25 protein-coding genes are annotated in these 23,774 nt (G+C 63.3%); 13 read left to right on the top strand and 12 right to left on the bottom strand.

Going from position 1 to position 23,774, the window contains the following annotated elements; genetic code table 11:
- Window positions 1-80 precede the first annotated feature (80 nt).
- Complete coding sequence (locus C495_RS09620; RefSeq protein ID WP_008162356.1) at window positions 81-362, bottom strand: 4a-hydroxytetrahydrobiopterin dehydratase; 282 nt, start codon at window positions 360-362, stop codon at window positions 81-83.
- Window positions 363-513: 151 nt separating this feature from the next.
- Between C495_RS09620 and C495_RS09615 the strand changes: the two genes are divergently transcribed.
- Window positions 514-693, top strand: a complete 180-nt coding sequence (locus tag C495_RS09615; protein ID WP_008162355.1) for a hypothetical protein — start codon at window positions 514-516, stop codon at window positions 691-693.
- A 21-nt stretch (window positions 694-714) separates the two neighbouring features.
- Here the strand turns inward: C495_RS09615 and hemA are convergent, their stop codons facing one another.
- The 4 genes from hemA to C495_RS09595 all read right to left on the bottom strand — a co-directional run bounded on the left by hemA (window position 715) and on the right by C495_RS09595 (window position 4,486).
- Window positions 715-2,043: a glutamyl-tRNA reductase gene (gene hemA / locus C495_RS09610; protein ID WP_008162354.1), complete on the bottom strand. Its 1,329-nt coding sequence runs from the start codon at window positions 2,041-2,043 to the stop codon at window positions 715-717.
- On the bottom strand, window positions 2,040-2,696 hold the full coding sequence (locus tag C495_RS09605) for a precorrin-2 dehydrogenase/sirohydrochlorin ferrochelatase family protein (RefSeq protein ID WP_008162352.1): 657 nt from the start codon (window positions 2,694-2,696) through the stop codon (window positions 2,040-2,042). The genes hemA and C495_RS09605 overlap by 4 nt, the downstream gene beginning before the upstream one ends.
- A gap of 26 nt (window positions 2,697-2,722) precedes the next feature.
- Complete coding sequence (gene ahbB / locus C495_RS09600) at window positions 2,723-3,799, bottom strand: siroheme decarboxylase subunit beta (protein ID WP_008162350.1); 1,077 nt, start codon at window positions 3,797-3,799, stop codon at window positions 2,723-2,725.
- A 282-nt stretch (window positions 3,800-4,081) separates the two neighbouring features.
- Window positions 4,082-4,486 (bottom strand): DUF5778 family protein, encoded by a 405-nt coding sequence (locus C495_RS09595; protein WP_008162348.1) that lies wholly within the window; start codon window positions 4,484-4,486, stop codon window positions 4,082-4,084.
- A gap of 142 nt (window positions 4,487-4,628) precedes the next feature.
- Between C495_RS09595 and uppS the strand changes: the two genes are divergently transcribed.
- Window positions 4,629-5,585, top strand: coding sequence for a polyprenyl diphosphate synthase (uppS, locus tag C495_RS09590; RefSeq protein ID WP_008162346.1), 957 nt, complete (start codon window positions 4,629-4,631; stop codon window positions 5,583-5,585).
- A gap of 79 nt (window positions 5,586-5,664) precedes the next feature.
- On the opposite strand, the gene C495_RS09585 is transcribed toward uppS, so the two are convergent.
- Window positions 5,665-6,270, bottom strand: coding sequence for an undecaprenyl diphosphate synthase family protein (locus C495_RS09585; RefSeq protein ID WP_008162344.1), 606 nt, complete (start codon window positions 6,268-6,270; stop codon window positions 5,665-5,667).
- Window positions 6,271-6,563: 293 nt separating this feature from the next.
- Here C495_RS09585 and C495_RS09580 point away from each other — a divergent pair, with 293 nt between their 5' ends.
- Together C495_RS09580 and C495_RS09575 are read left to right on the top strand one after the other, a co-directional pair.
- The gene (locus tag C495_RS09580; RefSeq protein ID WP_008162342.1) at window positions 6,564-7,910 is read left to right on the top strand and encodes a DUF92 domain-containing protein; all 1,347 of its coding nucleotides are present in this window, start codon (window positions 6,564-6,566) and stop codon (window positions 7,908-7,910) included.
- Window positions 7,911-8,824: 914 nt separating this feature from the next.
- On the top strand, window positions 8,825-10,057 hold the full coding sequence (locus C495_RS09575) for an orc1/cdc6 family replication initiation protein (RefSeq protein WP_008162341.1): 1,233 nt from the start codon (window positions 8,825-8,827) through the stop codon (window positions 10,055-10,057).
- Between the two features lie 163 nt (window positions 10,058-10,220).
- Here C495_RS09575 and dnaG read toward each other — a convergent pair whose 3' ends face one another.
- Window positions 10,221-11,627 (bottom strand): DNA primase DnaG, encoded by a 1,407-nt coding sequence (gene dnaG, locus C495_RS09570; RefSeq protein WP_008162333.1) that lies wholly within the window; start codon window positions 11,625-11,627, stop codon window positions 10,221-10,223.
- A 105-nt stretch (window positions 11,628-11,732) separates the two neighbouring features.
- The gene (locus tag C495_RS09565) at window positions 11,733-12,590 is read right to left on the bottom strand and encodes an ArsR/SmtB family transcription factor (RefSeq protein ID WP_008162331.1); all 858 of its coding nucleotides are present in this window, start codon (window positions 12,588-12,590) and stop codon (window positions 11,733-11,735) included.
- A 174-nt stretch (window positions 12,591-12,764) separates the two neighbouring features.
- Here C495_RS09565 and C495_RS09560 point away from each other — a divergent pair, with 174 nt between their 5' ends.
- The 4 genes from C495_RS09560 to C495_RS09545 all read left to right on the top strand — a co-directional run bounded on the left by C495_RS09560 (window position 12,765) and on the right by C495_RS09545 (window position 16,428).
- A complete protein-coding gene (locus C495_RS09560; RefSeq protein ID WP_008162328.1) occupies window positions 12,765-13,040 on the top strand; it encodes a DUF3311 domain-containing protein in 276 nt (91 codons plus the stop codon).
- Complete coding sequence (locus C495_RS09555; protein ID WP_008162325.1) at window positions 13,037-14,512, top strand: sodium:solute symporter family protein; 1,476 nt, start codon at window positions 13,037-13,039, stop codon at window positions 14,510-14,512. The genes C495_RS09560 and C495_RS09555 overlap by 4 nt, the downstream gene beginning before the upstream one ends.
- Before the next feature lie 87 nt (window positions 14,513-14,599).
- Complete coding sequence (locus C495_RS09550) at window positions 14,600-15,385, top strand: SDR family oxidoreductase (protein ID WP_008162324.1); 786 nt, start codon at window positions 14,600-14,602, stop codon at window positions 15,383-15,385.
- Window positions 15,386-15,444: 59 nt separating this feature from the next.
- A complete protein-coding gene (locus C495_RS09545; protein ID WP_008162322.1) occupies window positions 15,445-16,428 on the top strand; it encodes a hypothetical protein in 984 nt (327 codons plus the stop codon).
- On the opposite strand, the gene ubaA is transcribed toward C495_RS09545, so the two are convergent.
- A complete protein-coding gene (gene ubaA, locus C495_RS09540; RefSeq protein WP_008162315.1) occupies window positions 16,425-17,288 on the bottom strand; it encodes an SAMP-activating enzyme E1 in 864 nt (287 codons plus the stop codon). The genes C495_RS09545 and ubaA overlap by 4 nt on opposite strands.
- 294 nt (window positions 17,289-17,582) lie before the next feature.
- Here ubaA and C495_RS18355 point away from each other — a divergent pair, with 294 nt between their 5' ends.
- The 4 genes from C495_RS18355 to C495_RS09530 all read left to right on the top strand — a co-directional run bounded on the left by C495_RS18355 (window position 17,583) and on the right by C495_RS09530 (window position 21,271).
- The gene (locus C495_RS18355) at window positions 17,583-17,768 is read left to right on the top strand and encodes an HVO_0416 family zinc finger protein (protein WP_083902471.1); all 186 of its coding nucleotides are present in this window, start codon (window positions 17,583-17,585) and stop codon (window positions 17,766-17,768) included.
- Between the two features lie 194 nt (window positions 17,769-17,962).
- Window positions 17,963-18,121, top strand: a complete 159-nt coding sequence (locus C495_RS18095) for a DUF7563 family protein (protein ID WP_168927081.1) — start codon at window positions 17,963-17,965, stop codon at window positions 18,119-18,121.
- 145 nt (window positions 18,122-18,266) lie between these two features.
- Window positions 18,267-20,138: a UvrD-helicase domain-containing protein gene (locus tag C495_RS09535; protein ID WP_008162313.1), complete on the top strand. Its 1,872-nt coding sequence runs from the start codon at window positions 18,267-18,269 to the stop codon at window positions 20,136-20,138.
- Complete coding sequence (locus C495_RS09530) at window positions 20,135-21,271, top strand: M24 family metallopeptidase (protein WP_008162312.1); 1,137 nt, start codon at window positions 20,135-20,137, stop codon at window positions 21,269-21,271. Before C495_RS09535 ends, C495_RS09530 begins: the two co-directional genes overlap by 4 nt.
- Window positions 21,272-21,295: 24 nt before the next feature.
- Here the strand turns inward: C495_RS09530 and C495_RS09525 are convergent, their stop codons facing one another.
- The gene (locus C495_RS09525) at window positions 21,296-21,580 is read right to left on the bottom strand and encodes a DUF7533 family protein (RefSeq protein ID WP_008162311.1); all 285 of its coding nucleotides are present in this window, start codon (window positions 21,578-21,580) and stop codon (window positions 21,296-21,298) included.
- Window positions 21,581-21,715: 135 nt separating this feature from the next.
- Here C495_RS09525 and C495_RS09520 point away from each other — a divergent pair, with 135 nt between their 5' ends.
- Window positions 21,716-22,321: a riboflavin synthase gene (locus tag C495_RS09520; protein ID WP_008162310.1), complete on the top strand. Its 606-nt coding sequence runs from the start codon at window positions 21,716-21,718 to the stop codon at window positions 22,319-22,321.
- A gap of 10 nt (window positions 22,322-22,331) precedes the next feature.
- Here C495_RS09520 and C495_RS09515 read toward each other — a convergent pair whose 3' ends face one another.
- Both C495_RS09515 and C495_RS09510 read right to left on the bottom strand, forming a co-directional pair.
- The gene (locus C495_RS09515; RefSeq protein WP_008162308.1) at window positions 22,332-22,682 is read right to left on the bottom strand and encodes a hypothetical protein; all 351 of its coding nucleotides are present in this window, start codon (window positions 22,680-22,682) and stop codon (window positions 22,332-22,334) included.
- Between the two features lie 70 nt (window positions 22,683-22,752).
- Window positions 22,753-23,760 carry a PrsW family intramembrane metalloprotease gene (locus C495_RS09510; RefSeq protein ID WP_008162306.1) on the bottom strand — a complete coding sequence of 336 codons (1,008 nt, stop codon included), beginning with the start codon at window positions 23,758-23,760 and terminating at the stop codon, window positions 22,753-22,755.
- Window positions 23,761-23,774 lie beyond the last annotated feature (14 nt).

Raw genomic sequence — 23,774 nt, 5'->3', positions numbered from 1 at the left:
CCTTGCCAGCCCGCTCAAGATGTGTATAAGAGACAGAGTCGGACCTGTGCGCGAAAGACGTAGTGGGCGTCCATTCCGGCTCAGGCGTTGCGTTCGGCTTCGATCAGGTCGGCCATCTCGATGTCGGCGTCGGTGATGCCGCCTTCCTCGTGGGAGGTCAGTCGGATCTCGACTTCGGCGTAGCGGATGACGATCTCGGGATGGTGAAACTGCGCCTCGGCGATTTCGCCGACCATCTGGGCGAAGTTGACACCACGGAGGTAGTCGTCGAACTCGTAGGTGCGGACGATTTCATCCCCCTCGCGCGTCCAGTCGGCTGGAAGCTGCGCCTCGATTTCATCGTCGGAAAGCAGGTCGGCCATGGTCGGTCGAACGGAACGCAATCAAATAATGATTGTGCCACGCGTGGTCGAGACGGACCCAAACCCGACGTTCGACGGGTCTTCATTCGCCTCGGCATTTGACCTCACCGACAGGGACTTACCGGCGAGTCGAGTACGTGTTGACAGTGTAATGTGTGATCTGTCTGCGGATTGCTCGAACGACGAGACCTGCCAACTCGTGCTCCGAAACGAGCACACCGGCATCAAAACGACAGAGTACTACTGCAAAGCCCATCTCGTTTTGCGAATCTGGGAAGTCGAAGACGACGATACGTTCTGCATCGTCAACGCGACCAAGCTCTGGCGCTGACCACCCCTCGCTCGTTGCTGTCTAATCGTCGTCAGTCGCCTCAAGAAGGGACTCGGAGACGACCGAGCCGGCGTTCATCGGTGGGGCAATCGGTCCGTCGTCGCCGCTGAAATCCGGATCGAAGAGTTGGAGAGCGGTGTTGATCGTGCTCCAGTCGTCTTCGGCGGCAGCCTCTCGTAGGCTTCTGGTTGGCGGTGCAAGCAACTGGTTGACCAGTGCGTCGGCCATCGCCTCGACGACCTGACGCTGCTCGTCGGTGAACTCCTCGCCTTCGAGACGTGAAAGTGCGGTTTGGAGTTCGCGTTCTTTGATCCGGTCTGCGGATTCGTACATCGCGGCGATCACCTCATCGGCACGCGCTCGCTTGTACTGTTCACAGAGCAACGCGAACTCCTGATCGATCATCGACTCGACCTCGCGGGCCGCATCGGCGCGCTGTGCTCTGGTTTCCTCGGTGATCGTCTCGAGGTCGTCCAGATCGTAGACGGTGACGGTCCGTAGCGAGTCGGTCGCCGGAACGACGTCGCGCGGCTGGCCGAGGTCGACGACGACTGTGGCGTCGGCAGCGTCGGCATCGAACTGGTTGGGGCCGAGTATCGGCTCCTCACTGCCGGTCGCCGTGACGACGACATCCGCCTCGCTGGCGGCAGTGTCGAGCGCCTCCAGCGGGACCGCACGGGCTTCGACCTCGAGTTCGGTCGCGAGGTGGTCGGCGTGTGAGACCGTTCGATTGGCGACGACGAGCTCCGAGATGTCTTCGGCGGCAAGACTTCGGGCGGCGAGTCGTCCCATCTCGCCAGCCCCGACGACGAGGGCACTCGCGCCCTCGAGCGGGACGGTTCGGCCGGCGAGTCGCGTCGCGGCAGAGCCAAGCGAGACGACGCCTTCGTTGATTTCGGTCTCCGTTCGGGCGCGTTCGCCGACGTGAATCGCCTTCGTCACGGCGGCTTCGAGCATCTCGCCGATGCCGCCGGCACTGCGGGCGTCCTCGTAGGCGGTTCGGACCTGTCCGATGATCTGGTCTTCGCCAAGCACCACCGACTCGAGGCCGGCGGCGACCGAAAGCAGGTGACGCAGGCTCTCGTCGTGGTCGGCCAGGACGACGGCGTCGTCGTCGACCGGATCGAAAAACTCGGCGAGGGCGGCCTGCCCGACGGCGCTGTCGGTGGCGACGACGTAGGCTTCGACGCGATTGCACGTCGAGAGCACGTACGCCTCCTCGACGGATGGGACGGACAGCAACTCGGCGACGGCGAGTCGCTGGCTCTCAGGCGTCACAGCGGCGAGATCGTCGACACTGCCGCTCTCGTGGGTAACTCGTGCAGCAGTGACGACTCCTGCCGGAATCACTGCCGGTCACCCCCAGCGGACAGTTCGGCGTCCAACACGTCCTCAATCACTTGGCAGCTATTGGAAGTACCTGTACGTAAAGCTGTCCAAATATCCGGCGAATTGACGACATCGGTAACGATCTCGCGTCGCCGTCCGGGGTCGACATCGCGCGATTTGAGCTCCGTCCGAAGTCGGCCACAGACCGTCGCCATCGGGCCAGCCCCCGCAAGCGTCTCCTCGAGGTCCCGTCGAAGATGCTTGCTCAGTGCCGGGGCCGTCCCACCCGTTGCGACCGAGACGACGACGGGGTCGTCGCGGACCGTCGCGGGGACGACGACGCTGCCGGGGTCGCGCTCACCAGCCTGATCCGCACGATTGCGAAGGATGCCGCGGTCTCGAGCGGCCGTCGCGACGGCGTCGTTGACCGCTTCGTCGTCCGTGGCGGCGACGACCAAGGCGGGGTCGGTTCGCTCGAGCCAGCCGCCGATCTCATCGGGTGTCGGCGCAGCCCGAACCAGTTCAGCTGTGCCGAAATCGCGGTCAGCGAACGCGGGGCTGATGACGAGTACCTCGGCTTCGCGGGCGAATCGACGGGCCTTGCGGGCACCGACCGGACCGCCGCCGAAGACGAGCACCGTCGTCCCCGTGAAATCGTGCAGGAGTGGAATCATGGGTACAGTGGAGGGACAGGGTCGCGTTATGCGGATTCGGTGTTGGCCGCCGCACGCTCGTCCAGCCGAATGCCGGTCTTCTTCAGGATCTGGGTCGAGAACAGCGAGTCCCAGTCGTCGTCGGCGACGTCCCAGTAGCCGGCCATCGTCTCGCGGACCTGCTCGATCCGGCGCTGACTCTCGGCCTCGCTGCGGCCGTGGGTCATCGCGAAGAAGTTGTACGGCCAGACGCCGTCGTGGCGGGGCCGTTCGTAACAGTGGGTGACGAAGGGGAGAGCGGCGACCTCGGGACCGATCTCGTCGACGACGTCGTCCGGGACGTTCCAGACCGTCATCCCGTTTTCAGTGTAGCCGAGCGCGTAGTGGTTCGGCACGACGCCGATACGGCGGATCTTTCCTTCCAGTTCGAAGCGTTTGATCGTCTCGAGGACCCACTCGAGATCCTCGCCGAGCGCGTCGGCGACGTCGGCGTAGGGCGTCTCGGTGACGGGGAGGCCGCCCTGAACCTCGAGGACGAGGTCGCGTTCGGCCGGCGACAGCGTCGACGCCTCGGTCGGGGAGACGTCCGGGCCGAGGGCAGTACAGTCGACGCCGGCGGGGCCGTCGCTCCCGTCGAGTGGCCCGTCGACGTAGAACTTCGCCTCGACGCGGAACTCCTGTTGTTTCGGCAGGTTGTACGTCTCCTGTCCGGTTTCGGCCTCGATGTCGTCGAGGACGGTCTCGACGCGGTCCTCGTCGGCAACGCTGACGACGAACCAGACGTTGAGGTGTGGGTGTTCGCGCTCGTAGTTGTGGGCTACCTCGCGGTGGTCGTTGACCATCTCGACGACCTCGTCGAAACGGGCTTCGGGGGCGTGCATGGCGACGAGCGTCGCTGCGCCGCCGATCTCTTGGGCGTTGACGAGCGGGCCGAACCGAGAGAGGACACCACGCTCGTCCAACTCGCGGATCGTCTCGAGCAGTTCGGTCGCGTCGATGTCGACCCCGCGATCACACATAGCGTCGGCAGCGGCTTCGAAGGGGCGCTCCGTGACGGGAAATCCGCCCTGAAACGCGTTGACGACCGCCCGTTCGCGCTCCGTCAGGTCGACGTCCGTAGTCATAGCTGGAACTCGGAACTGACCACCTATAAGGAAATCGGACATGGTGTGCTATCGACACACGAAGCCGTGTCCGAACCCACGTTCGCCGTCGACGTACGTACGGCTGGTGTCAGGTACCGCCACGCACCGATGCCGCCCGTGATCGGCGGGATATCGGGACCACAGCCCGTCTCATACTACTGGACAACAATCAGTAAACACTCAATCGCGCTGTGACCGGCCGTCGGACCGCTGACGGCCGGTCGCGTGCGATCGGTGTGTGAACCGTTTTGTCCGGTAGTATCAGTCGCCGCGGACGCCCGTCACTTCGTGGCCGAGGTCGCGGATATCCTCGAGGATCGCCTCGTGGTCGGCGGTCGCTCGGTAGTAGATGACGATGTCGAACGAGCCCTGACGCAGCAGTTGCTGGCACTCCCAGACGAATTCCTCGTCCTCGAGGGTGAGTCCCTGATGCTGATTCGAGGAGAAATCGGTGTCGTCGTTGCCCGAGTAGACGTAGCAGTCTTTCGGGTCGTGACCCGAGTGTTCGGCGATGATGTTACCGACATCGATCGTCGCCTGCATCATCTGGACGTCTGCTTGCCCATCGTAGTCGGTGTGGACGATCGCGCCGTTGAGTTCGATCTCGCCGGGCTCGAGCAAGGCTTTGGTCCGCTGATAGAGGTCGTCGTCGATTGCGTCTGCCATTGGCCGGGGTGACGGCGGCTGGACTGATAGCCATCACGATTTCCGGGGCGCACTCGAGCGGAATACGGCCTCCCTCGAGATCGCTGTCGTGTCTCCGTGTGCCACACAAAACACATAGGGTACCATAACATACAGCCGTGCAATGAAGCGGTGGCTCCGTCGGCGTGTCGATGCAGCCTACGAGCGGGTGCTCTCGCGAGAGATCTCCGGTGCACCGACACACGTCGCGGTGATTCAGGACGGGAACCGTCGGTACGCTCGCGGCAAGGGAGCCGACGCTCCCGACGGCCACCGCGCAGGGGCCAAAACGACCGAACGCGTCCTCGAGTGGTGTCAGGACATCGGCGTCGAAGAGCTGACGCTGTATGCGTTCTCGACAGAGAACTTCGAGCGGCCGGACGAGGAAAACGAGGCGCTGTTCGACCTCCTCGAGACGAAGCTTCTGGAGTTCGCCGACGCCGACCGCGTCCACGACAACGAGGTCCGCATCCGCGCACTCGGCGAGGTCGAGCGACTCCCCGAACGGGTCCGGAGAGCCGTCGACTACGCCGAAGCGCAAACCCGCGGCTACGACAGATTCGTCCTCAACATCGCCCTCGCCTACGGCGGGCGCTCACAGCTGCTCGAGGCGGTCTCCGGCGTCGCTGACGACGTCAAGGCAGGTGCGCTCGAGCCCGACGAGATCGCTGTCGAAACGATCGAAAACCGACTCTACGACCAGCCGGTTCGCGACGTCGACCTCATTATTCGAACGGGTGGCGACGAGCGGACCTCGAATTTCCTGCCGTGGCACGCAAACGGCAACGAGGCCGCGGTCTTCTTCTGTACCCCCTACTGGCCGGAGTTCTCGAAGACGGACTTCCTGCGCGGGATTCGGACGTACGAACACCGCGAGGAGTCGTGGCGTCGAACTCGCGCCCGACGAGCGCTCGCGTTACTCGGGGCGATCAGCGACCCCGAACTCGTCGAGGCTCGGTCGGTCGTCGAGCGATTCCGTGATTCGTTGCCGACGGCCGAACAGCCCACGTCGGAGGAGTTAGCGGGTCTCGACGCCGACTCGAGCGACGGGATCGACTCGAGTAGTCAGACCGCAGACTGAGAACCGGATACACCTCGGGGGACAAGCCTCGAGGCACTCGTCCTGTTCTATCTGTAGACATTACAGCGACCGCTTCGCGCTACTGTCCGAACCGACGGGATCGGTTACAGTACTCCCGGACCGCGCGCAAGAAGTCTCGCTTGCGGAAATCCCGCCAGTTGACGTCGGTGAAGTACAGTTCCGAGTAGACCGATTGCCAGATCATGAAATCGGAGAGTCGTTCCGCCCCGGTCTTGATCACGAGATCCGGCTCCGACGGAAAGATCAGGTGCTCTTCGACCTGTTCGTCGTCGATCTCCTCGGGCTCGAGTGCGCCCGCCTCGACGCGTTCGGCGAGGGTCCGAACGGCGCTGGTAAATTCGTGTTTGCCGCCGAGTCCGATCCCGATACGGATCGGTGCGTCCGCGCGGGTTCGGTCGTCCGGGCCGCGGACGGCCACCTCGCGCGGCGCGTCGATCGTCTCGAGTTCGCGGCGCAACGCGGGGACGGCCGCGGCGTCGAGGACGCTGACGTAGACGGTAACCTGCGAGGCGTACTCGAAGGCCCAGTCGAAAAAGTCCGTCAACGTCTCGTACGCCCCGCGCTCGAGGAGGTCCCGTTCGGTGATCACGAGCGCGATGTGATCCGGTGGATGGCCGTCATGGCGGCGAATCCTGAGGGCGAGATACCGTTCGTACAGTCCCACGCGCTTGCGTTTCCGGGCTAGTCGTATAGGGCTACGGATTTTGACGCCCCATTGATTCCGAGCGACGAACGGGACAGGAATATACGCTCGCCGCGGCTCACTCGTGACGACACGGCACGGTTTGATCGGCGTCGTGTTCGGTCCGGTCGCCGTTGAAGACGTTCTGTCGTTGGAGACAGACCGTTTTTCTATCGGATCACATGTTTGCCGTCGAACAGGGTTGAGACCCGCAAAAACGGCCACAGCGTGGTTCACGAACCTTCAAGTGAACGCCACAGAAAGGACTCGATATCGTGACAGCACCCGTCCGGCGAGCGAGCGTCTTTGCGATCATCAGTACGTTCGCACTCGCCGTCCCCTTCGGTGGTCCCTGGGCCGGGGCTGCACTCGCAGCCGTGGTGATCCTTGGGGCGCTTGCAGTAACCGATGGCCCCATCTTCGATCTGCTCGCCTATCCGAGCGACTACGAGGACGGTCGGCTGTACGGACTCATTACGTTCGTCCTCGCGGCCGTTGCGCTCGGACTGATTGCGGTGACGACGTCGATGACGCTCGCCGTTTTCGCCGGGACAGTGTTGCTCGTCGGCTACGGCAACGCCGCAGCGCAACTCGTTCGCCAGCGGACGGACAGCGACGTGGCAATCGTCACCGCCTTCTGTCTGGTTGCGACCGTCGCCGCCATCGTCGGACAGGCCGTTACGGTCGCGCTTACCGACGGCACTGGAACGCTCGAGGCGATCAGTTCGACAGGTCCAGTCATGGTCTTTCTCGGCGGGAGTGGCGCGTTGCTCGCTGCCTTACTCCGCGATGTGCTGTATTCGAACGACGATCCCATCGTCATGCTCTCGGTTGGGTTGCTGTGTTGGCTCCTCGTTGAACTCGAACCGACGCAGACGATGCCCGGAATCGTCGCCGCCCTCGCCGTAACGATCGCGCTCGGATACGTCTCTTACGCGCTCGAGACGGCCTCGATCGCGGGGATGCTCACCGGCATCCTGCTCGGCCTGCTGACGATCGTCCTCGGCGGCTACGGCTGGTTCGTCGTCCTCATCTCGTTTTTCGCCATCGGTGGGCTCTCCTCGAAGTTCCGTTACGAACAGAAAGAGACGATGGGCGTCGCCGAGGACAACAACGGCGCTCGCGGCAGCGGTAACGTCCTCGGCAACGCTGCTGTCGCGATCGTCGCCGTCCTCGGCTATGCGGCGAGTTCGGCAGCACTGATGCCCGGCGATCCCGATCCCGGCCTGTTTCTCTTTGCCTTTGCCGGCTCCGTCGCGACCGCCATGAGCGATACGCTCTCGAGTGAGATCGGCAGCGTCTTCGAGTCGCCGCGTCTGATTACGACGTTAGAACCCGTCGAACCCGGCACCGACGGCGGCGTCACTTGGCAGGGCGAAGTCGCCGGTCTCGCCGGTGCCGCGGTCGTTGCCAGCATCTCCTACGTGCTCTTTCCGGAAGTCACGACCGTCGGCGCGGGAATCATCGTCGCCGCCGGGGTCGTCGGCATGACTGTTGATAGCCTCCTCGGTGCGACCCTCGAGGGAACCGTCCTCGGCAATCAGGGCGTGAACTTCCTCGCGACGCTCTCCGGTGCGCTGATCTGTGCGCTGTTGGGGCTGTCGTTTGCCGTGCTCGGCTAGGTCTGACAGGTTCTCGAGTAGCCTTCGATGTGTCTCGAGTCGAAACACCAGTGCCGATCGGTGCGATGAGTGGGGACACCCACCCCACGTTTCCGACGTATCGTGGCGAGAACGGTGGGTGGGGTGGGAACGAGTTGGTGGTATCCACCCACCCCCCGCGTTTCCGTCGTTTCTGGAAACCAAGCCGGCCGGTTACCCGATGGGGGCAATCACACCTAAAAGAGTCCGTGAACGTATATCTGGAGTGGTGCTACCGAGAGCCAAGCAGTAATACAGCCCAACGGCGGAACAGCGAATAGTGAGGCGAAGCAGCGAGCAGTAACGAACAGCAAGTAACGAGACAACGCAGCAAGTAGCGATTGGGAACAGATGAATTGGGAACAGATAGATTGAAATGTGGTTGTTGAGAACACCCCAGTGACTGTACTTCGTGTACTGATAGAACAAGGAACCTTCGTTCTATCGGACGAACAAACGCCTCTCGAGGTCTCGCTGACTTGTTCTTGAGACTGCAGTACAACGGCGCGTACCGCCACTTTTCGTTTTCGAACGAGCTCTTCAACTCGAGCCCCCACTCGCGGACGAATTACGACGGAAACGTGGGGTGTGTGGGAAACGCAACGCAGCCGACGATCCCACACCGATTGCCCACAGTCCCATCACACCAATCGAACCAAGAAACGCACGAAATCGAGGAGGACACCACGCACAGCCGTCGTTCGACGGGGTGTCCAGTGACGGTCAGTGACACCGCGATTCGTTGCAAAACGTCGGAAACACGGCCATCATGACAGTAAACTGATTTCCTATACAGAACACCTCTTAAGGCCCAATCCACCAGTTCTACGTCGGAAACGTGGGGTGAACGACTTCACCAGTTTTATACGCACTCAACACTCACGGCAGTATACTAGATGACGCCAGATTCCTCATCCAGTTCCGTCGACGACCCGCTTTTTGACTCCGGACACCGGATCTTCTCGAACAAGGACCTCCTGAAGATCGGTCACGTCCCGGAAGCCGATCGGATCGTCGGCCGTGATGAGGAGATTTCGAAGCTAGCGAAACGACTGAACGGCGCCGTTCACGGCTACTCGCCGGAGAACGTGATGATCTACGGGAAAACGGGTGCTGGAAAGTCACTGGTCTCGAGACACGTCTGCCAACGGGCTCGAAACGCGGCCGAGGCGGGTGTCGACATCGGGACGGCGTACATCGACTGTGCGGAGGACAACACGGAGACACAGGCGGTGTCGTCGCTGGCGGCGAAACTGAACGATGACGCGATCACCGAGATTTCGGTTCCCCATACCGGACTGAGTACGTCGAAATACTACAAACTCCTCTGGAAGGTGCTCGATGCGCAGTTCGACTCCGTGATCATCATCTTAGACGAGATCGATCTGATGAACGATGACAGCGTGTTGATGAAGCTCTCTCGAGCCGAGGAGGCGGGGAAAATCGACTGTAGCATCGGCGTCATCGCGATCAGTAACAAGATCCAGTACATCGACAAGCTGAACGAACGGGTACGAAGCAGCTTCCAGCACAAGGAACTGTTCTTCAAGCCGTATGATGCGAACCAGCTCCGTGAGATTATGGCCAACCGAAAAGACGCCTTCCGAGACGGCGTTCTGTCCGAGGAAGTGATTCCACTGTCCGCCGCCTTCGCCGCCCAAGAACACGGTGACGCCCGGAAGGCAATTGATATCCTCCGCCACGCTGGCGAGGTCGCCTACGAAGACGGGGCCGAGACAGTACAAGAGAAACACGTCCGACAGGCCCAACAACACGCCGAAAAAGACCGCTTTCGCGAACTCGTCAACGGCGCACCCACACAGGCGAAAGCCGCGTTACTCGCCCTGACCGAGCTCAGCATCAACGCCGACGATGACGCGTTCCTCACGAGTCGGGTGTACGACCAGTACGAACGGATCTGCGACCACCTCGAGATGGACGTGCTCTCGGTTCGTCGCTTCCGAGATATCCTGAAAGAGCAGGCGTTTCTCGGCGTCGTCGAAATCGAGAAAATCAACAAGGGAAGCGCCGGTGGCATTCATCTGCAAAACCGACTCATCGAAGACCCACACGTCGTCCGCGAAACGATTCTCGAGGATGCATGGATGCAAGACTGGGCCACGGAGTGACACTCCTGCCGAGTCGACCAACGACAGAAACCCGGGGTGGGCCGGGGTGGGCCGGGTTGAAACGACGGAAACATGGGGGGAGCAGGGGCAAACAGACGTCGGAAACGTGGGGTGCGACGGGGACGACGAGCCGGACAGAAACGTCGGAAATGAGGGGTGTGGGTCAGTTCGACTCCGTCTCGGGCGCGTGTTCTGCAACGTCGTCAATCGCGTGAATCCGGACCGCCGTCGGCCGTTTGGTAAACTGTCCGAGCGAGCGGGCGATGATCCGATCGACGCCGCGGTCGGCCGCCACGTCGAGGAGCTGCTGTCCGAGAATATCATCGAGGATGATCGTCGATGGGGTACCCTCGAGTGACTCGAGGGTCTCGAGGGTGTCGCCCGCATCGGCTTCCTCGAGGACGGTGCCGTCGGCATCGAGAAAGCGGACGTGGCCGGTTCGGTCCCGGATAATCACTGCAGCGTGGCCGTAGACGGTTTCAGGCTCGGTTGGCTCCACCAGCGGTTCGTCGGCCGACTGCCCGTCGAACTCGGTCGGCTGTGTCGCCGCCGCGCCTGTGCCGTCGGTTCCGAACGCACCATCAGCGCTGCCGGCGACGGTCACCTCGGAAGCGGGCGATGGTGAACTCGTGGACGTGTCGTTTGAATCGGGTACCGTGTCGGTCGCCGATTCGACATCGGCCCCATTGCGGTCGGTGTCCGTCGGTGCTGGAGCGGGCGTTGCGCTGCCATCAGTTGCAGCGACGGCTTCTCGAGGTTCGTTCAGTTCCGAGACCGTATCGTAGGGGACCTTGTTTCGAAGCGCTGCAAACAGCTGGTGGTGGTCCAGATCCTCGACTGAGGTGCCCGAGGGTGCGAAGGCGACGTAATCGATGTCACCGACCTGCGAGAGCTCCTCGAAGATGAGATCGCCGCCGCGGTCGCCGTCGAGGAAGGCAGTGACCGTGCGGTGGCGTGTGAGTTCGGCTACCGAATCGGGGACGTTGGTCCCTTCGACCGCAATCGCGTTTTTGACACCGTACTTAAGAAGCGTGAGGACGTCAGAGCGCCCCTCGACGACGATGATCGCGTCACTGTCGGTCACACGGGGTCCGGCTGGAAGCCCCTCGTATTCGGTAATATCCTCGACGCGGACGTGCTGGCGAACCTCCGCAAGGATCTCTTCGGAGGTCATCACGCTGTCGTCGAAGCCGGTCCGAAGCAGTTCCTTGGCGCGTTCGACGACCTCTTTTCGTTTGGCCGCTCGCACGTCCTCGATCTCGGTGACCTCGAGGTCGGCCCGGCAGGGACCGACCCGACTAATCGTCTCGAGGGAGGCCGCGAGCGTCGCAGTTTCGACCTTGTCGAGGCCGGTTGCGATGGTGAGGTGGCCGTACGACTGGCCGCCGGTGCTCGTTATTTCGACGTCGATACGACCGACTTTCTGTGACTGGCGGAGATCGCGCAGATCGAGTTCGTCGCCGAGTAAGCCTTCGGTCTGCCCGAAGATGGCACCGACGACGTCGCTGCGCTCGACGACCCCGTCAGCCGTGACGTCCGCGTGAATGAGGTATTTCGAGGTGTCTTCCATGGGAGATCTGTTACGTGAGACCGCGAACGCGGTCCCACAACGGGTTACGTGTATTTTGGATCGTGACGGGGAAATAGCTGTTGACCTGTCGACGACCGCGAGCGCTCAGTACGACGGGCGGAACCAGTACCAGAAGATCGTGACCGCGGACAGGACGACGAGGCCGCCGAGGAAAAAGAGCAGTCCCGGCGGAATGGTTGCAAACACCGCTTCGACCGTCTCGGCACCGCCGTCAGCGACCGCCTCGACGGAGTCGGTTCCGTCAGCCGACGTCGGATCGTCGGCAGCCACGTCATCGGAATCTTGGGTTTGGCTGTCCCCTTCGGTATCCGCTGTCTGGTCGTCCCGTTCGTCATCCGTGCGCTGTGCACCGAACTCGTCGGCTGTGTCGTCGCTCTCGCGTTCGCTCGAGTCGTCCTCGTCCGCACCGTCCGTCTCGCCCGTTGCACCCGTTTCGGACGCTGTCTCGTCCGTCCCAGCGGCTCCGGCCGGAGCCGTCCCAGCCGACGAATCCACGGCCGACTCGGCCCATCGAACGAGCCCGTACTGGACCAAGAGGCTCGCGCCCGCAAGCACGCTGAGGCCGCCGAGAAACCGGGAGAGCGCGTCGCGCAATCGGCTCGCTGTCGACTCGTCGCTCGTCACGATCAGCGGCCCGTCGGTCGCCGCGTAGACGCTCATCTCGTTGCCCCGCGAGGAGTACCACGTGTCGACGACCTCGATCAACCCAGCCTCCTCTAAGTTCTCGAGGTGGTAGCGGACGTTCTGGATCGACGAATCGACCGCGTCGGCGACATCGCTCGGCGTTCCGGGTTCGGCCTCGAGTCGCGCGTAGATCTGTCGGGCCGTCGTCGACGAGAGGGCGCTGAACACCGCGTCGGCGTCTTCACCCTCGAGGTCGACAACGCGTGGGTGGCCCTCGGACTGATCAGGGTCGGAACGGAACGGGAACAGCCGGGCCATGTCAACTCGACTTGCACTCGCCTGCCGACCACTATACGTTTTTTCCTCCCTGAAAGAACGATTTCACCCACGGAAACCGCGGGACGTGATGCCTGCGACAGACTGATGGTGAAATTTCTTCAAAGTGTGCTGTTGAAGGGAAACGGTTACCAATGTCGGGCCCAACAACCCGATATGCGACGTCTGGAACTGGGTGGCTGGGCCGTGATCGCGCTCGTCCTCTGTGGGCTGGCGATCCCGTGGTTCCTCTGGGGATCGGCGACGGTCGTTGCCGGCTTGCCGCTGTGGCTCTGGTGGCACATTGGCTGGATGGGGCTTGCGTCGATCGTCTTCTGGCTATTCACGAAGCGGGCCTGGGGCATTGGTATCGAAACCGACGCGACGGACTCGAGCGAGGATCATCGGTCGACGCCGCCGTCACGCTCGGCAAATGGGGGTGAGCAGCCGTGAGCCTCACCCTCCAGTTGGGGATCATCGTCGGCTATCTGCTGCTGGCGCTGGCCGTGGGACTGGTCGCCTATCGGTTGACCGACCGAACGGCAGAGGATTTCTACCTCGCGAGTCGAACGTTCGGGACCATCGTCCTGCTGTTTACGACGTTCGCGACGCTACTGTCGGCGTTCACCTTCTTCGCCGGCCCGAACATCGCCTACCAGCAGGGTCCCGAATGGATCCTCGTGATGGGGCTGATGGACGGACTCATCTTCGCCATCCTCTGGTACGTCATCGGCTACAAACAGTGGCTGCTCGGGCGGGCGTACGGCTACGTGACGCTCGGGGAGATGCTTGGCGATCGGTTCGCCTCGAGGCGACTCCGGGGGCTCGTCGCGGGCGTCAGCCTGCTCTGGCTCTTTCCGTACGTTATGCTCCAGCAGGTCGGGGCTGGCACTGCCTTACAGGCCCTGACTGACGGCGCTGTTCCCTACGCCGTAGGGGCTGGACTCATTACCGCGTTCATGATCCTCTACGTCGTCATCGCTGGGATGCGCGGGATCGCGTGGACCGACACCCTGCAGGGCGTGTTCATGCTCATCACCACCTGGGTCGCGCTGCTGTGGGTGCTCGCCGCCGTCGGCGGTCCGACAGCGGCGACGTCGACACTCGCCGACACCGATGCGACCGCGACGTTCCTCTCGCTTGGCAGCGCCTACTACACGCCCCAGTGGATGCTCTCGACGGCGATTACGATCGGCTTCGGCGTCGCGATGTTCCCGCAGGTCAACCAGCGCTTTTTCGCTGCCGGCTCGAAAACGGTGTTCAAACGCTCGTTTGCCCTCTGGCCGATCCTCTGTGTCCTCCTCTTTGTCCCCTCGTTCATGCTCGGCGTGTGGGCCCGCGGCCTCGAGGTGACGATTCCAGCTGGGGACAACGTCTTGCCCGCCGTTCTCGCCGAGTACACGCCGATCTGGTTCGCCGCGCTGGTTATCGCCGGTGCGATGGCCGCGATGATGTCGTCGTCGGACTCGATGTTGCTTTCGGGCTCCTCGTACTTTACGCGGGACCTCTACCGACCCTTTATCGACCAGCAACTCGCAGCACGCCGGGAGGACATGCTGGCTCGAGTCGGCGTCGTGATCTTTGCGACCGCCGCGTTCGCCGCCAGCCTCTGGAACCCGGCGACGCTGTTCGAACTCGGTGACGCGGCCTTCAGCGGTTTCGCCCAACTCGCCCTCCCCGTGCTCGTCGCCCTCTACTGGCGACGGACGACTCGAGCCGGGATCACGGCCGGGATCGCCGTCAGTCAGGCGTTCTACCTCTCGAGTCTCTTTCTCGCCGTCGTCCCCGCCGCCTACCTCGGCTGGACGTCGGGTATCGTCGGGATGGGACTCGGACTCGTCGTCACCGTCGTCGTCTCGCTGCTCACGTCGCCGGCAGCCGACGAACGGCGCGCGATCTACTTCGACGGGTTGAGCGCGGACTGAGACGGTGTACTGTAGTCAATTACCGCCGAGACCGAGTCGTTTGCCTGCGACACCGGGCCTTTGTCCCTCCCCATCGTGGCCTTGCGTATGGATCTCGATCTCGACGGCAACAGCGCACTGGTAACGGCCTCCTCGAGCGGCCTCGGCTTTGCGAGCGCACAGGCACTCGCCGAGGAGGGGGCGAACGTGATGCTCTGTGGTCGCGACGAGGGGCGACTGGAGGACGCACGTGAGGAACTCGCCGAGACGGCCACGGGAGAGGTTCGGGCGACGCCCACGGATCTCACAGACCCGGATGAAGTTTCCCACCTCGTCAGCGAGACGGTCGACGCCTTCGGCGGCCTCGACCACCTCGTCACCTCCTCGGGCGGCCCGCCGAGTACGACCTTCCTCGAGACGGACGAACAGGACTGGTACCAGGCGTACGACCTGCTGGTGATGAGCGTCGTCTGGACGGTCGAACAGGCTCACGAGCACCTCCTCGAGTCGGAATACGGCTCGATCACGTGTATCACGTCCCGAACGGTCAGAGAGGTCGCCGATGGCCTCCTGCTGTCGAACTCGGTTCGCCGGGGTGTGATCGGCCTCGTAAAGACGATCTCGCGGGAGTTCGCACCCGAGATCCGGGCCAACGCGGTCCTGCCGGGAACGATCGAGACGCCCCGAATCGAGGAACTGATCGAGGCCAACATCGAACGCGGCGTCTACGACGACTACGACCACGGACTGGCGGAACTTGCAAGTGAGATTCCGATGGACCGAATCGGCGAGCCCCGCGAACTGGGCGATATCGTGGCTGTGCTCTCGAGTCCACGCGCAAGCTTCGTCAACGGCGTCGAAGTGCCGATCGACGGCGGGCTGTTGCGGAGCTAACGACGACCCGACGGCGGCGAATCGAAACGCTCTCATCGGTCCTTTTTGTGATTCGAGTCGTGTACCGTCCGGCCCAGTTCGGTGGCTACGTCGCGTTACTGCTGACAGCTGGCGCGTTGCTCGCCGGCTCGCTGGTCGCGTCCGTCGAACTGCCGACCGGAACGGTCGGCGTGCAGGTCGGGCTCGTGCTCACCGCGGCCGTCGCCGGCGTGCTCGAGCACAAACGACTGCTCGGCCCGTTCGAAACGACCGGCTTCGACCGGGCGGATGTGACCAACGCGCTCGCGGTCGTCGCCGGTGCCGTCGTCACCTACGTGCTGAGCGTCCACGCCGGGTTCGGCCCGGTGCTCGCCTCCGCGCTGGTCGGCCTGCTCGCCGGCCTCGCGCTCCCGCGCATCGACGTGCCGGCGTACTGTGGCTCGTTCGTCGGCATGGCCTCACCCGTGGCGTTCCCGTCGCTCGAGTCCGTTGTTCTCGCGGGGCTCATCGCTGGCCTCGGCTTCGTCGCGACGACCGAGACGTTCGGAGGCGTGGGCGGTAAACTCGGCACGCTCGCGTTCTTTGGCTGTCTCACGGCGGCCGCGTTCGTCGGCCTCGAGTTCGACGCCGCAGGTGCGCCGCAGTGGGACCTCGTTTCGTTGATCGTCCCCGTTGGGGCTGCCGGAGCTGCCGCGACGGTCGTCTCGAGCGTCCGCCTTGAGTGGGGGCCGGTCGTCGGATCGGCTGTCGTCGGCGTCGTCGCCGGCGTGGTGTTTCCGCTCGCGGTGCCGGAACTCGGGGCGACGCTGGCTGCCGTCGCGTTCTGTGCGTCGTTCGTGGGGATGTCGAATCCGGCGCGGCTGTCGCTCGGCGCTGTCGTCCTCGCTGGTGGGCTCTGTGGGGTCGTCTTTCTTGTAGTCACACCCGCGTTCCCCGGCGCTGGTGGGAAACTCGGTACCACGGCGTTCGTCTCCTGTCTCGCCGTCCTCGGTGGACGAGAGCTGTACGACGGCGTGGTCAGCGTTCTTTCGTGGGTTCGTAAAACCGCCGAGACAGGCGTCTAATCGGCCGAAATCTCGCACGTGCCCTCGTACGCGACGTCCTCGATCGACTCGATCGACGGCTCGTCACCACAGACCGGACACTCCGGGTTCGACAACACCTCGACCGTCTCGAACGTCATCCCCATCGCGTCGTACATGAGCAACCGACCCTCGAGTAACTCGCCCGTGCCGAGCAGGTATTTGACGACCTCGGTCGCCTGAATGCAGCCGACGGTGCCGGGGAGGACGCCGAGCACGCCGGTGGTCGCACAGTCGGGAACCGTCCCGGGCTCGGGTGCCTCGGGGAAGACACAGCGATAACACGGCGGCTCGTCGCCGCCACTCGTCGCACCGTCGCGCGTTTCTCCGCCGCGGTCGTTCGTAAACGTCGTCACCTGTCCTTCGAACCGGTAGATCGCACCGTGAGACAGCGGCGTTCCGGTGAGTACACAGTGGTCGTTGAGCAGATATCGGGTCGCAAAGTTGTCGCTGGCGTCGAGGACGATGTCGTACTCGGCGACGAGGTCGGCAACGTTCTCGGGTGTGAGCCGCGTCTCGTAGGTGTCGACGTCGATGTCGGGGTTCAACGTCGCGACGTAGTCGGCCGCGCTCTCGACTTTCGGCCGGCCAACGTCGTCGTCGCCGTGGACGATCTGCCGCTGGAGGTTCGATCGCTCGACGACGTCGTCGTCGACGATTCCCAGCCGGCCAACGCCTGCGGCTGCGAGGTACTGGATCGCCGGCGAGCCGAGCCCGCCCGCACCGACGATCAACACCGACCCCTCGAGCAGCCGCTGTTGGCCCTCGGGGCCGATCTCGTCCATGATTACGTGTCTCGAGTAGCGATCGAGCTGGGTCGCATCGAGGCGCAGGTCACTCATACGCATGGGTTGGTGAGAGACGGAGAAAAAGCCGCGGGTCGAACCGGCCTGATACGAACTGCTGTAACGAGTTACAGCAGCCCGTATGAACCGACGTGAGGACCGACAGAACCGCACTCGAGTGGGATAGTCGGACGACTAGGGGATAGTTGCGAAACGTCGATATCGAGGTCGATAACCGTTCGTTCGAGGGTTCTGCCGTCGACACCGGGTACCGGATGGTGTTCGTTTCACTCGAGGCAGATCTGTGGGTGAACCCGATGATTTAATACTGTGGCAGATATTAACATGGTTATGGCAACCTCACCCAATGATGCCGGTGACGACGTCATCGACCAATTCCTTTCGGATCGCGGTCACACGGTAGAACGAGTCGGGTGGGAACGAGACTATAACAAAAAGCAGTGTCCAGAGTGTGGCGGCCTCCACGACACTGCTGCCAGCACCTGTACCGTCTGTGGGTGGGAACCGACGCCGTAGTCCAGCCGTCCGATCGGTTGTTTTGTAGCGTCACGTGCCCTCAGCGGTGCCCGGATGGGCACCTGTCGATTTCCGAGCGACGACTGCGCTGATCCGGTGTCTGCCCACACCGGCATCCACGCTCGAGTAGTACCAACCCAGTTATGCGATAGAACTATACTGTATTACTTTCCAATAGGAACACAAGAAGGACAATGCCGGAATGCCAGAACTGCGGTGCGTTCGTGACGGATGCGTACGCTCGCGTGTTTACCCCGCCCGGTGTCGACGACCCTCGAGTCTGCCCCAACTGTCAGGACAAGATCCGCGACGGTGCGGAGATTCGGGCCGCACGCTCCTCGAGAAATCAGTAGCGAGCCCGTCGTGTGCCGGCCCGTTCTCATCTCGTCTACCCCCGATGCTGTCCGGCGAATTCGTCGGCCACAGCCGCCCATGAGATCCCTTTCTATCGCCGAAAACCCACGTGACTTATGGGTATTGCGCTCTTGAACAGCTACAATGAGTACTACGGAGACGAAGGTGACCCGGTTGTTCGGTGGGCCGGGCAGCGGGAAGACAACCGCTCTACTTGACCACGTCGAAGAGATCCTCGAGCAGGATGGCGTGACGTTCCGGGATATCCTCGTCGTCTCGTACACGCGAGCGGCTGCACAGGAGGTTCGCGAACGACTGGCAGAGCGACTCGACGAAAGCCCGCGTGCACTGCAGGGTAACGTCTGTACGATGCACGCGAAAGCCTACGAACTGCTTGATCTCTCTCGAAGCGACGTCATCGGCGAATCCGACAAAGAGGAGTTCTGCGAGGAGTTCGGCATCGAGTACGAAGACGAGTACAGCGGCGCTGGACGCCGCACCGCCCGGTCGACGACGATCGGGAACAAGGTCATCGCGACCAGCCAGTGGCTCCAGCGAACTGGCCGTGAGGTCTCGGAGTGGTACGACGTTCCCTTCCAGTGGGACGAAGAGGAGGTCCGACTTCCACCAGATATCGACCCGAACGCCCAGGAAGGCAACAAGTACACGCCGACTTGGCCCTCCGACGACGACCGAATCGACGTCCCCGAGGCGATCCGTGGCTGGCGCAACTACAAAGGCGAGCAGGGAAAAATCGGCTTTGCGGATATGCTCGAGCGTGTGGGCCAGCGCTCACTGCTGCCGAACGTCGATTATCTGGTGATCGACGAGTTTCAGGACATCACGACGCTCCAGTACGACGTCTATCAGGAGTGGAAACCGCACATGGAAGAGGTGCTGATCGCCGGCGACGACGATCAGGTCGTCTACTCGTGGCAGGGTGCAGACCCCGCGCTCTTGCTCGAGGAGGAAGTCGACGAGGACGTTATTCTGCCAAACTCCTATCGGCTCCCCTCGAACGTCCTCAACGCGGTCAATCAGGAGATCCGCCACATCGAGACCCGTCAGGACAAAGACCTCAAACCGCGCAAGGAAGGCGGCGCTGTCGAGGCGCGTCGGAACGCCTCCATGCTCGACGTCGTCCGGAACGTTCGCCGGACGCTCATCGAGGGCGACGGAACCATCATGATCCTGTTCCGGGCGCGCTACCAGATGTTCCAGTTCATCGACGAGTTCATCACCGAGGGCGTGCCGTTTACGTCGCTGACCGACCAGCGGATGTGGACCGACCGGCTCACTCAGTACGTCCGTGCCGTCGAAGCCATCGACCGCGGCGAGGACGTCACCGGCCTCCAAGCCCGCCGACTCGCCGACATGCTTCAGGAGTCGGCCTTTGGCACCAACGAGCGCGACGACCTCTTTGACGAGATCGACGACCGACAGGAAGAAGCCGGCATCGACGACCTCGCAGAGCTGATGATCCCCGCTGAGGTCATTCAGGACCACGCGCCGTTCATGCCCGGCCCGGCGTCGGCCGGCGACATGGTTCGGAAGGTTACCAACTTCCAGAAGAAAAGCATCCGCTCGTACTTCGCGATCGGCGAGTATCTCGGCATGGAGACCGACCGCGTCCGCGTCGGCACCATCCACTCCGCGAAGGGTCGTGAAGCCGACCACGTCATCGTCGGCACCGACCTCACCGAGAAGGTCGTCGAGCAGATGGTCGCCACTGTCGACGATCCAACGGACGTTCCCGGCGTCGAGGAGTTCACCAAAAGCACCTCCCCGGTCCCCGTCTTGACCGATAACGAACGCCGCGTCTTCTACGTCGGCATGTCACGGGCTCGAGAGCGACTCGTCTTGCTCGAGAATCTGGTCGACGGCGCGCCAACGCTGCCGATCGACGTCCTGCTCAATAACCGGCTGACCGAGACGCCACTCGAGGAACTCATCGAGGAGGCCCAGCAGCCACAGGACGCCGCTGCCGGCGACGAGGTCGAAGCCGAAGCACCGTGACCAACGCCGAGTCGACTGCCGGTATCGACGCCGACACGGCTGCCGTCGCGACACACCTCGAGTCGCTGCTCAGCGAGACGCTCGAGGCCCGCGAGGCCGTGGCAGTCGTCCACGCCGGTTCGGATTGCGATCCCGCGGTGTGCTACTGTCGGCCCCAACTCGCAGCCGAGAACGGACTCGCCGCCGTCGCCTTCGATGGCGAGACGTGGCTCGTCGAAACGGCCACAGACGCTGCCGGCCATCCAGCCGAGGCGCTCGCTGCAACCCTGTGTGAACGCGTCGGCTCGGGAACGATCTTGACGCCGGCCCGACTCCCACACGATGCCGCACTCTACCTCGAGCAGGCCGGCTTCGACCTCGCCTCGACCGACGTCATCGAGCGCGCTCGAGCGACGAAAACCGAACGCGAGCGCGAGCGAATCGCCAGTGCACAGAGGGCTGCAGCCGCCGGCGTCCGCCGCGGGGCATCGCTGCTCGCGGACGCGACGATCGAAGATGGTCACCTCGTCGTCGACGGCGAGATGCTGACGCCGGATCGGCTTCGAATCGCGGTCGATGCGGGCATCGTCTCGGCAGGGGCGTTTCCGGCGGGCAACACCGTCGTCAATCCCGACCCCGACCACCGGCCCTCGTCGCTCAACGCTGGCGGCGAGGCATTGTGTCCCGGCGAGCCGATCGTCCTCGAGACGGCGCCCCGAGGCCCGGCAGGCTACCACGGCGGGCTCGTTCGAACGTTCGTCGTCGACGGCGACGGCGGCCGGGAGCGCCGAGCCCACGTCGGCGTGACACAGTCGTTTCACTCCGCGGCGGCAATGCTGACCGCGGATACCGAATCGGTGACGGCCGTCGAAGCCGACCTCGAGGCCGAAGTCCGCGCGTTCGGTTTCGAAGACGCCGACACCGTCCAGACGCGGGTTACTGGTGTGGGCCTCGAGCCCCGTGAACGGCCCCGGTCGGGCGGCGACGGGATCGACCCCGGCAGCGTCGTACGACTCGAGTCGGCCGTCAACGTCGCCGACGGCCAGTGGCTGCAGATCGCCGACCTCCTCGTGAAAGGCGACGAGGGCGAACGAGCCGCCTATCTGCCGGCGTGCTCGCGGTCGCTCGATCCGGCGGCAGTGCTCGAGGAGTAATCGTCCGCAGCGACTCGAAGCCAATCAGCGGTCGTCGGTGGCGCGTGTTGTCGTCTCGGTCTCCTCGTCCGACTCCGGGTCGGAATCGCTCGTAACAGTGCCGACGATCCGTTTTGCAGCGACTCCGGGGAGGTCGGACGGTGTGGTCAGTCGCTGCTGGATAACCACGAGCCCAACGGCGAGAACGAGAAGAATCGCCCCAGTCGTCGTCTCACCGCGAACGAGCAGGAACTCGAGTCCGGCGAGCGCGGCGGGCAGCGCGAGCACGAGCACGCCCGCGAGTTTGATCGTATCGATGATCCCGGCCATTGCCACGGTGTAGCGGGGCTATGGCCAAAAGAGCGACGACTGTGTGTACGCACAACTGCGTTGGGGCGTTGGTCACGGAACTGGAACGCGTCTCGGTGTCGGAACGGCTTTATTCGCCGACTCGCATCTCCGAGTATGTTCACGGGAATCGTCGAGGAAACCGGCGAGATCGTCGCTCGAGAGCGAACCGAAGACGGCCTGCGACTCCGAATCGGGGCCGACGAGGTCGCGACGGGCCTCGAGCACGGCCAGAGCATCAGCGTCAGCGGGGTCTGTCTCACGGTCGAGCGCTTCGAGGAGGAGTCGTGGTTCGAGGTCTTTCTCGCGACTGAGACCGTCGAGCGGACGTATCTCGGCGACCTCGAGGAGGGCGACGTGGTCAATCTGGAACGAGCGATGCCCGCCGACGGCCGCTTCGACGGCCACGTCGTGCAGGGCCACGTCGACGCGGTCGCGACGGTTTCGACCATCGAATCCGTCGATGAGGACTGGTTCTTCGAGTTCGACCTGCCCGAGGGGTACGGCCGCTACGTCGTCGAGAAGGGGTCAATCACGCTCGATGGAATTAGTCTCACCGTCGCTGATCTGGATGCAGCGGACGGGCGAGTGACCGTCGCGATCATCCCGACGACCTACGAACTCACAACGCTTTCCGAAAAAGACGTCGGCGATCCGGTCCACCTCGAGGTCGACGTGCTCGCGAAATACGTCGAACGGCTGCTCGAGGCCCGATTCGAGTAAGGAACCGTGTTCAGACGCCCGGAACGCCGAACGCACCGACACCGAGACCGAAGACGGCGTTGAGTACGAAGAGGATCACCAGCGCGGCGATCCACGCCATGACGCCGATGAGCGCAGCGGTGAGCCAGCCGCCGGGATAGCGTCGGTTGATGACCCAGATCCACGCCAGCAGTGCGAGCAACGGGCCGAACAGCGGGATCCACGCCGTCAACGCCCACGCGATCGCGCCGACGAGCGCCGTGACAAGCGCGTGAGAGTAGTCCTCGACGTCGACGACGACCGACGCGCCGACGTAGATCGCTAACCCACCGACGAGCAGTGCAACGAGAAAAGCAACGAGTGAACCGACGATTGCAACCATCACGAAGCCGTATTTCCTCGAGCGGGATATACACTGTGACCGCGACCGAACGGTCGCTGGTGGTTCTCAGTTATCGTTGTGGGGGGTCGAACTCCGTCCGCCCCGGCGTGGACGGGACGCCGGTATCGTCTCTGACCGTGCGGTACGTCCGGCGGTAGCGAACGATTTTGCGGTAGAGATAGTAGCCGACGGCCAGATCGAAGAGGATCACGTAGGAGACGAAGGCCAGCCCGAAGCTGATGGGGTAGAGCGAGGAGACGACGGTGGGGACGATCCCGACCGTGACGTTGTACGTCCCGTGGACGAACGCCGCGATCAGGAGCCCCTTGACGACCAACGGCCCGGCGTATTCGGAGTTGAACTTCGCCAGTCCGAGATAGTAGCCCGCGATCGCGGAGTAGATGACGTGACCGGGGCCGACAAGCGCCCGGACAGTCGCGATGCCGGTCGCAGCCGTGACCGTCCCGACGCCGGCTTGGGCGACCGTGCCGGCGATGTAGATCGCGTTCTCGATCGCGGCGAAGCCGAGTCCCGCAACCGCGCCGTAGACCGCCCCGTCGATGACCGCATCGAACGTCTGGCTTCGATAGGCGAAGACACGAACGGCCAGCAGCTTGACGGCTTCCTCGACTGGGCCGACGATGAGGTAAAAAAAGAGGAGCGTCCCAACGACGGGAATCGCCTGTAACGATGATCCGACCGTCGAGTTCACGACGGCTGCAAACGTCGCAAAGAGCACGGCGAGGACGAACGTCGCAACCAACAGCCCGAGCGGTTCGTTCGTCGTGATATCCGAGTACCAGATAAACGCGGCAAGCAGGGCCGCAGGAACGATCGAGAGTCCGAAGAACACAGCAAGCGACGGCTCCTCGAAGACGAGCACCGCTGGCTGGGCGAGCAACACGAGGGTGATCCCGAACGCCACCGCGAGCACGATCGTCTGGAGCCCGTAACTGATCCCGTTGTACACCGCACACGCAAGCCGGTCGACCATCGATCGTGGTTCCCACGTCGAGACGTCATAGAGGTCCCGCGACTGCTCGTTGGCCCGCTCGACCGGGTCGCGCTTTCCCTGCATGGGCGTGTCTACGG

This window comes from Natronorubrum sulfidifaciens JCM 14089, assembly GCF_000337735.1.
GTDB lineage: Archaea > Halobacteriota > Halobacteria > Halobacteriales > Natrialbaceae > Natronorubrum > Natronorubrum sulfidifaciens.
Note: the sequence above shows the minus strand (reverse complement) of the source record. Positions and strands in the feature narration are given on the sequence as shown.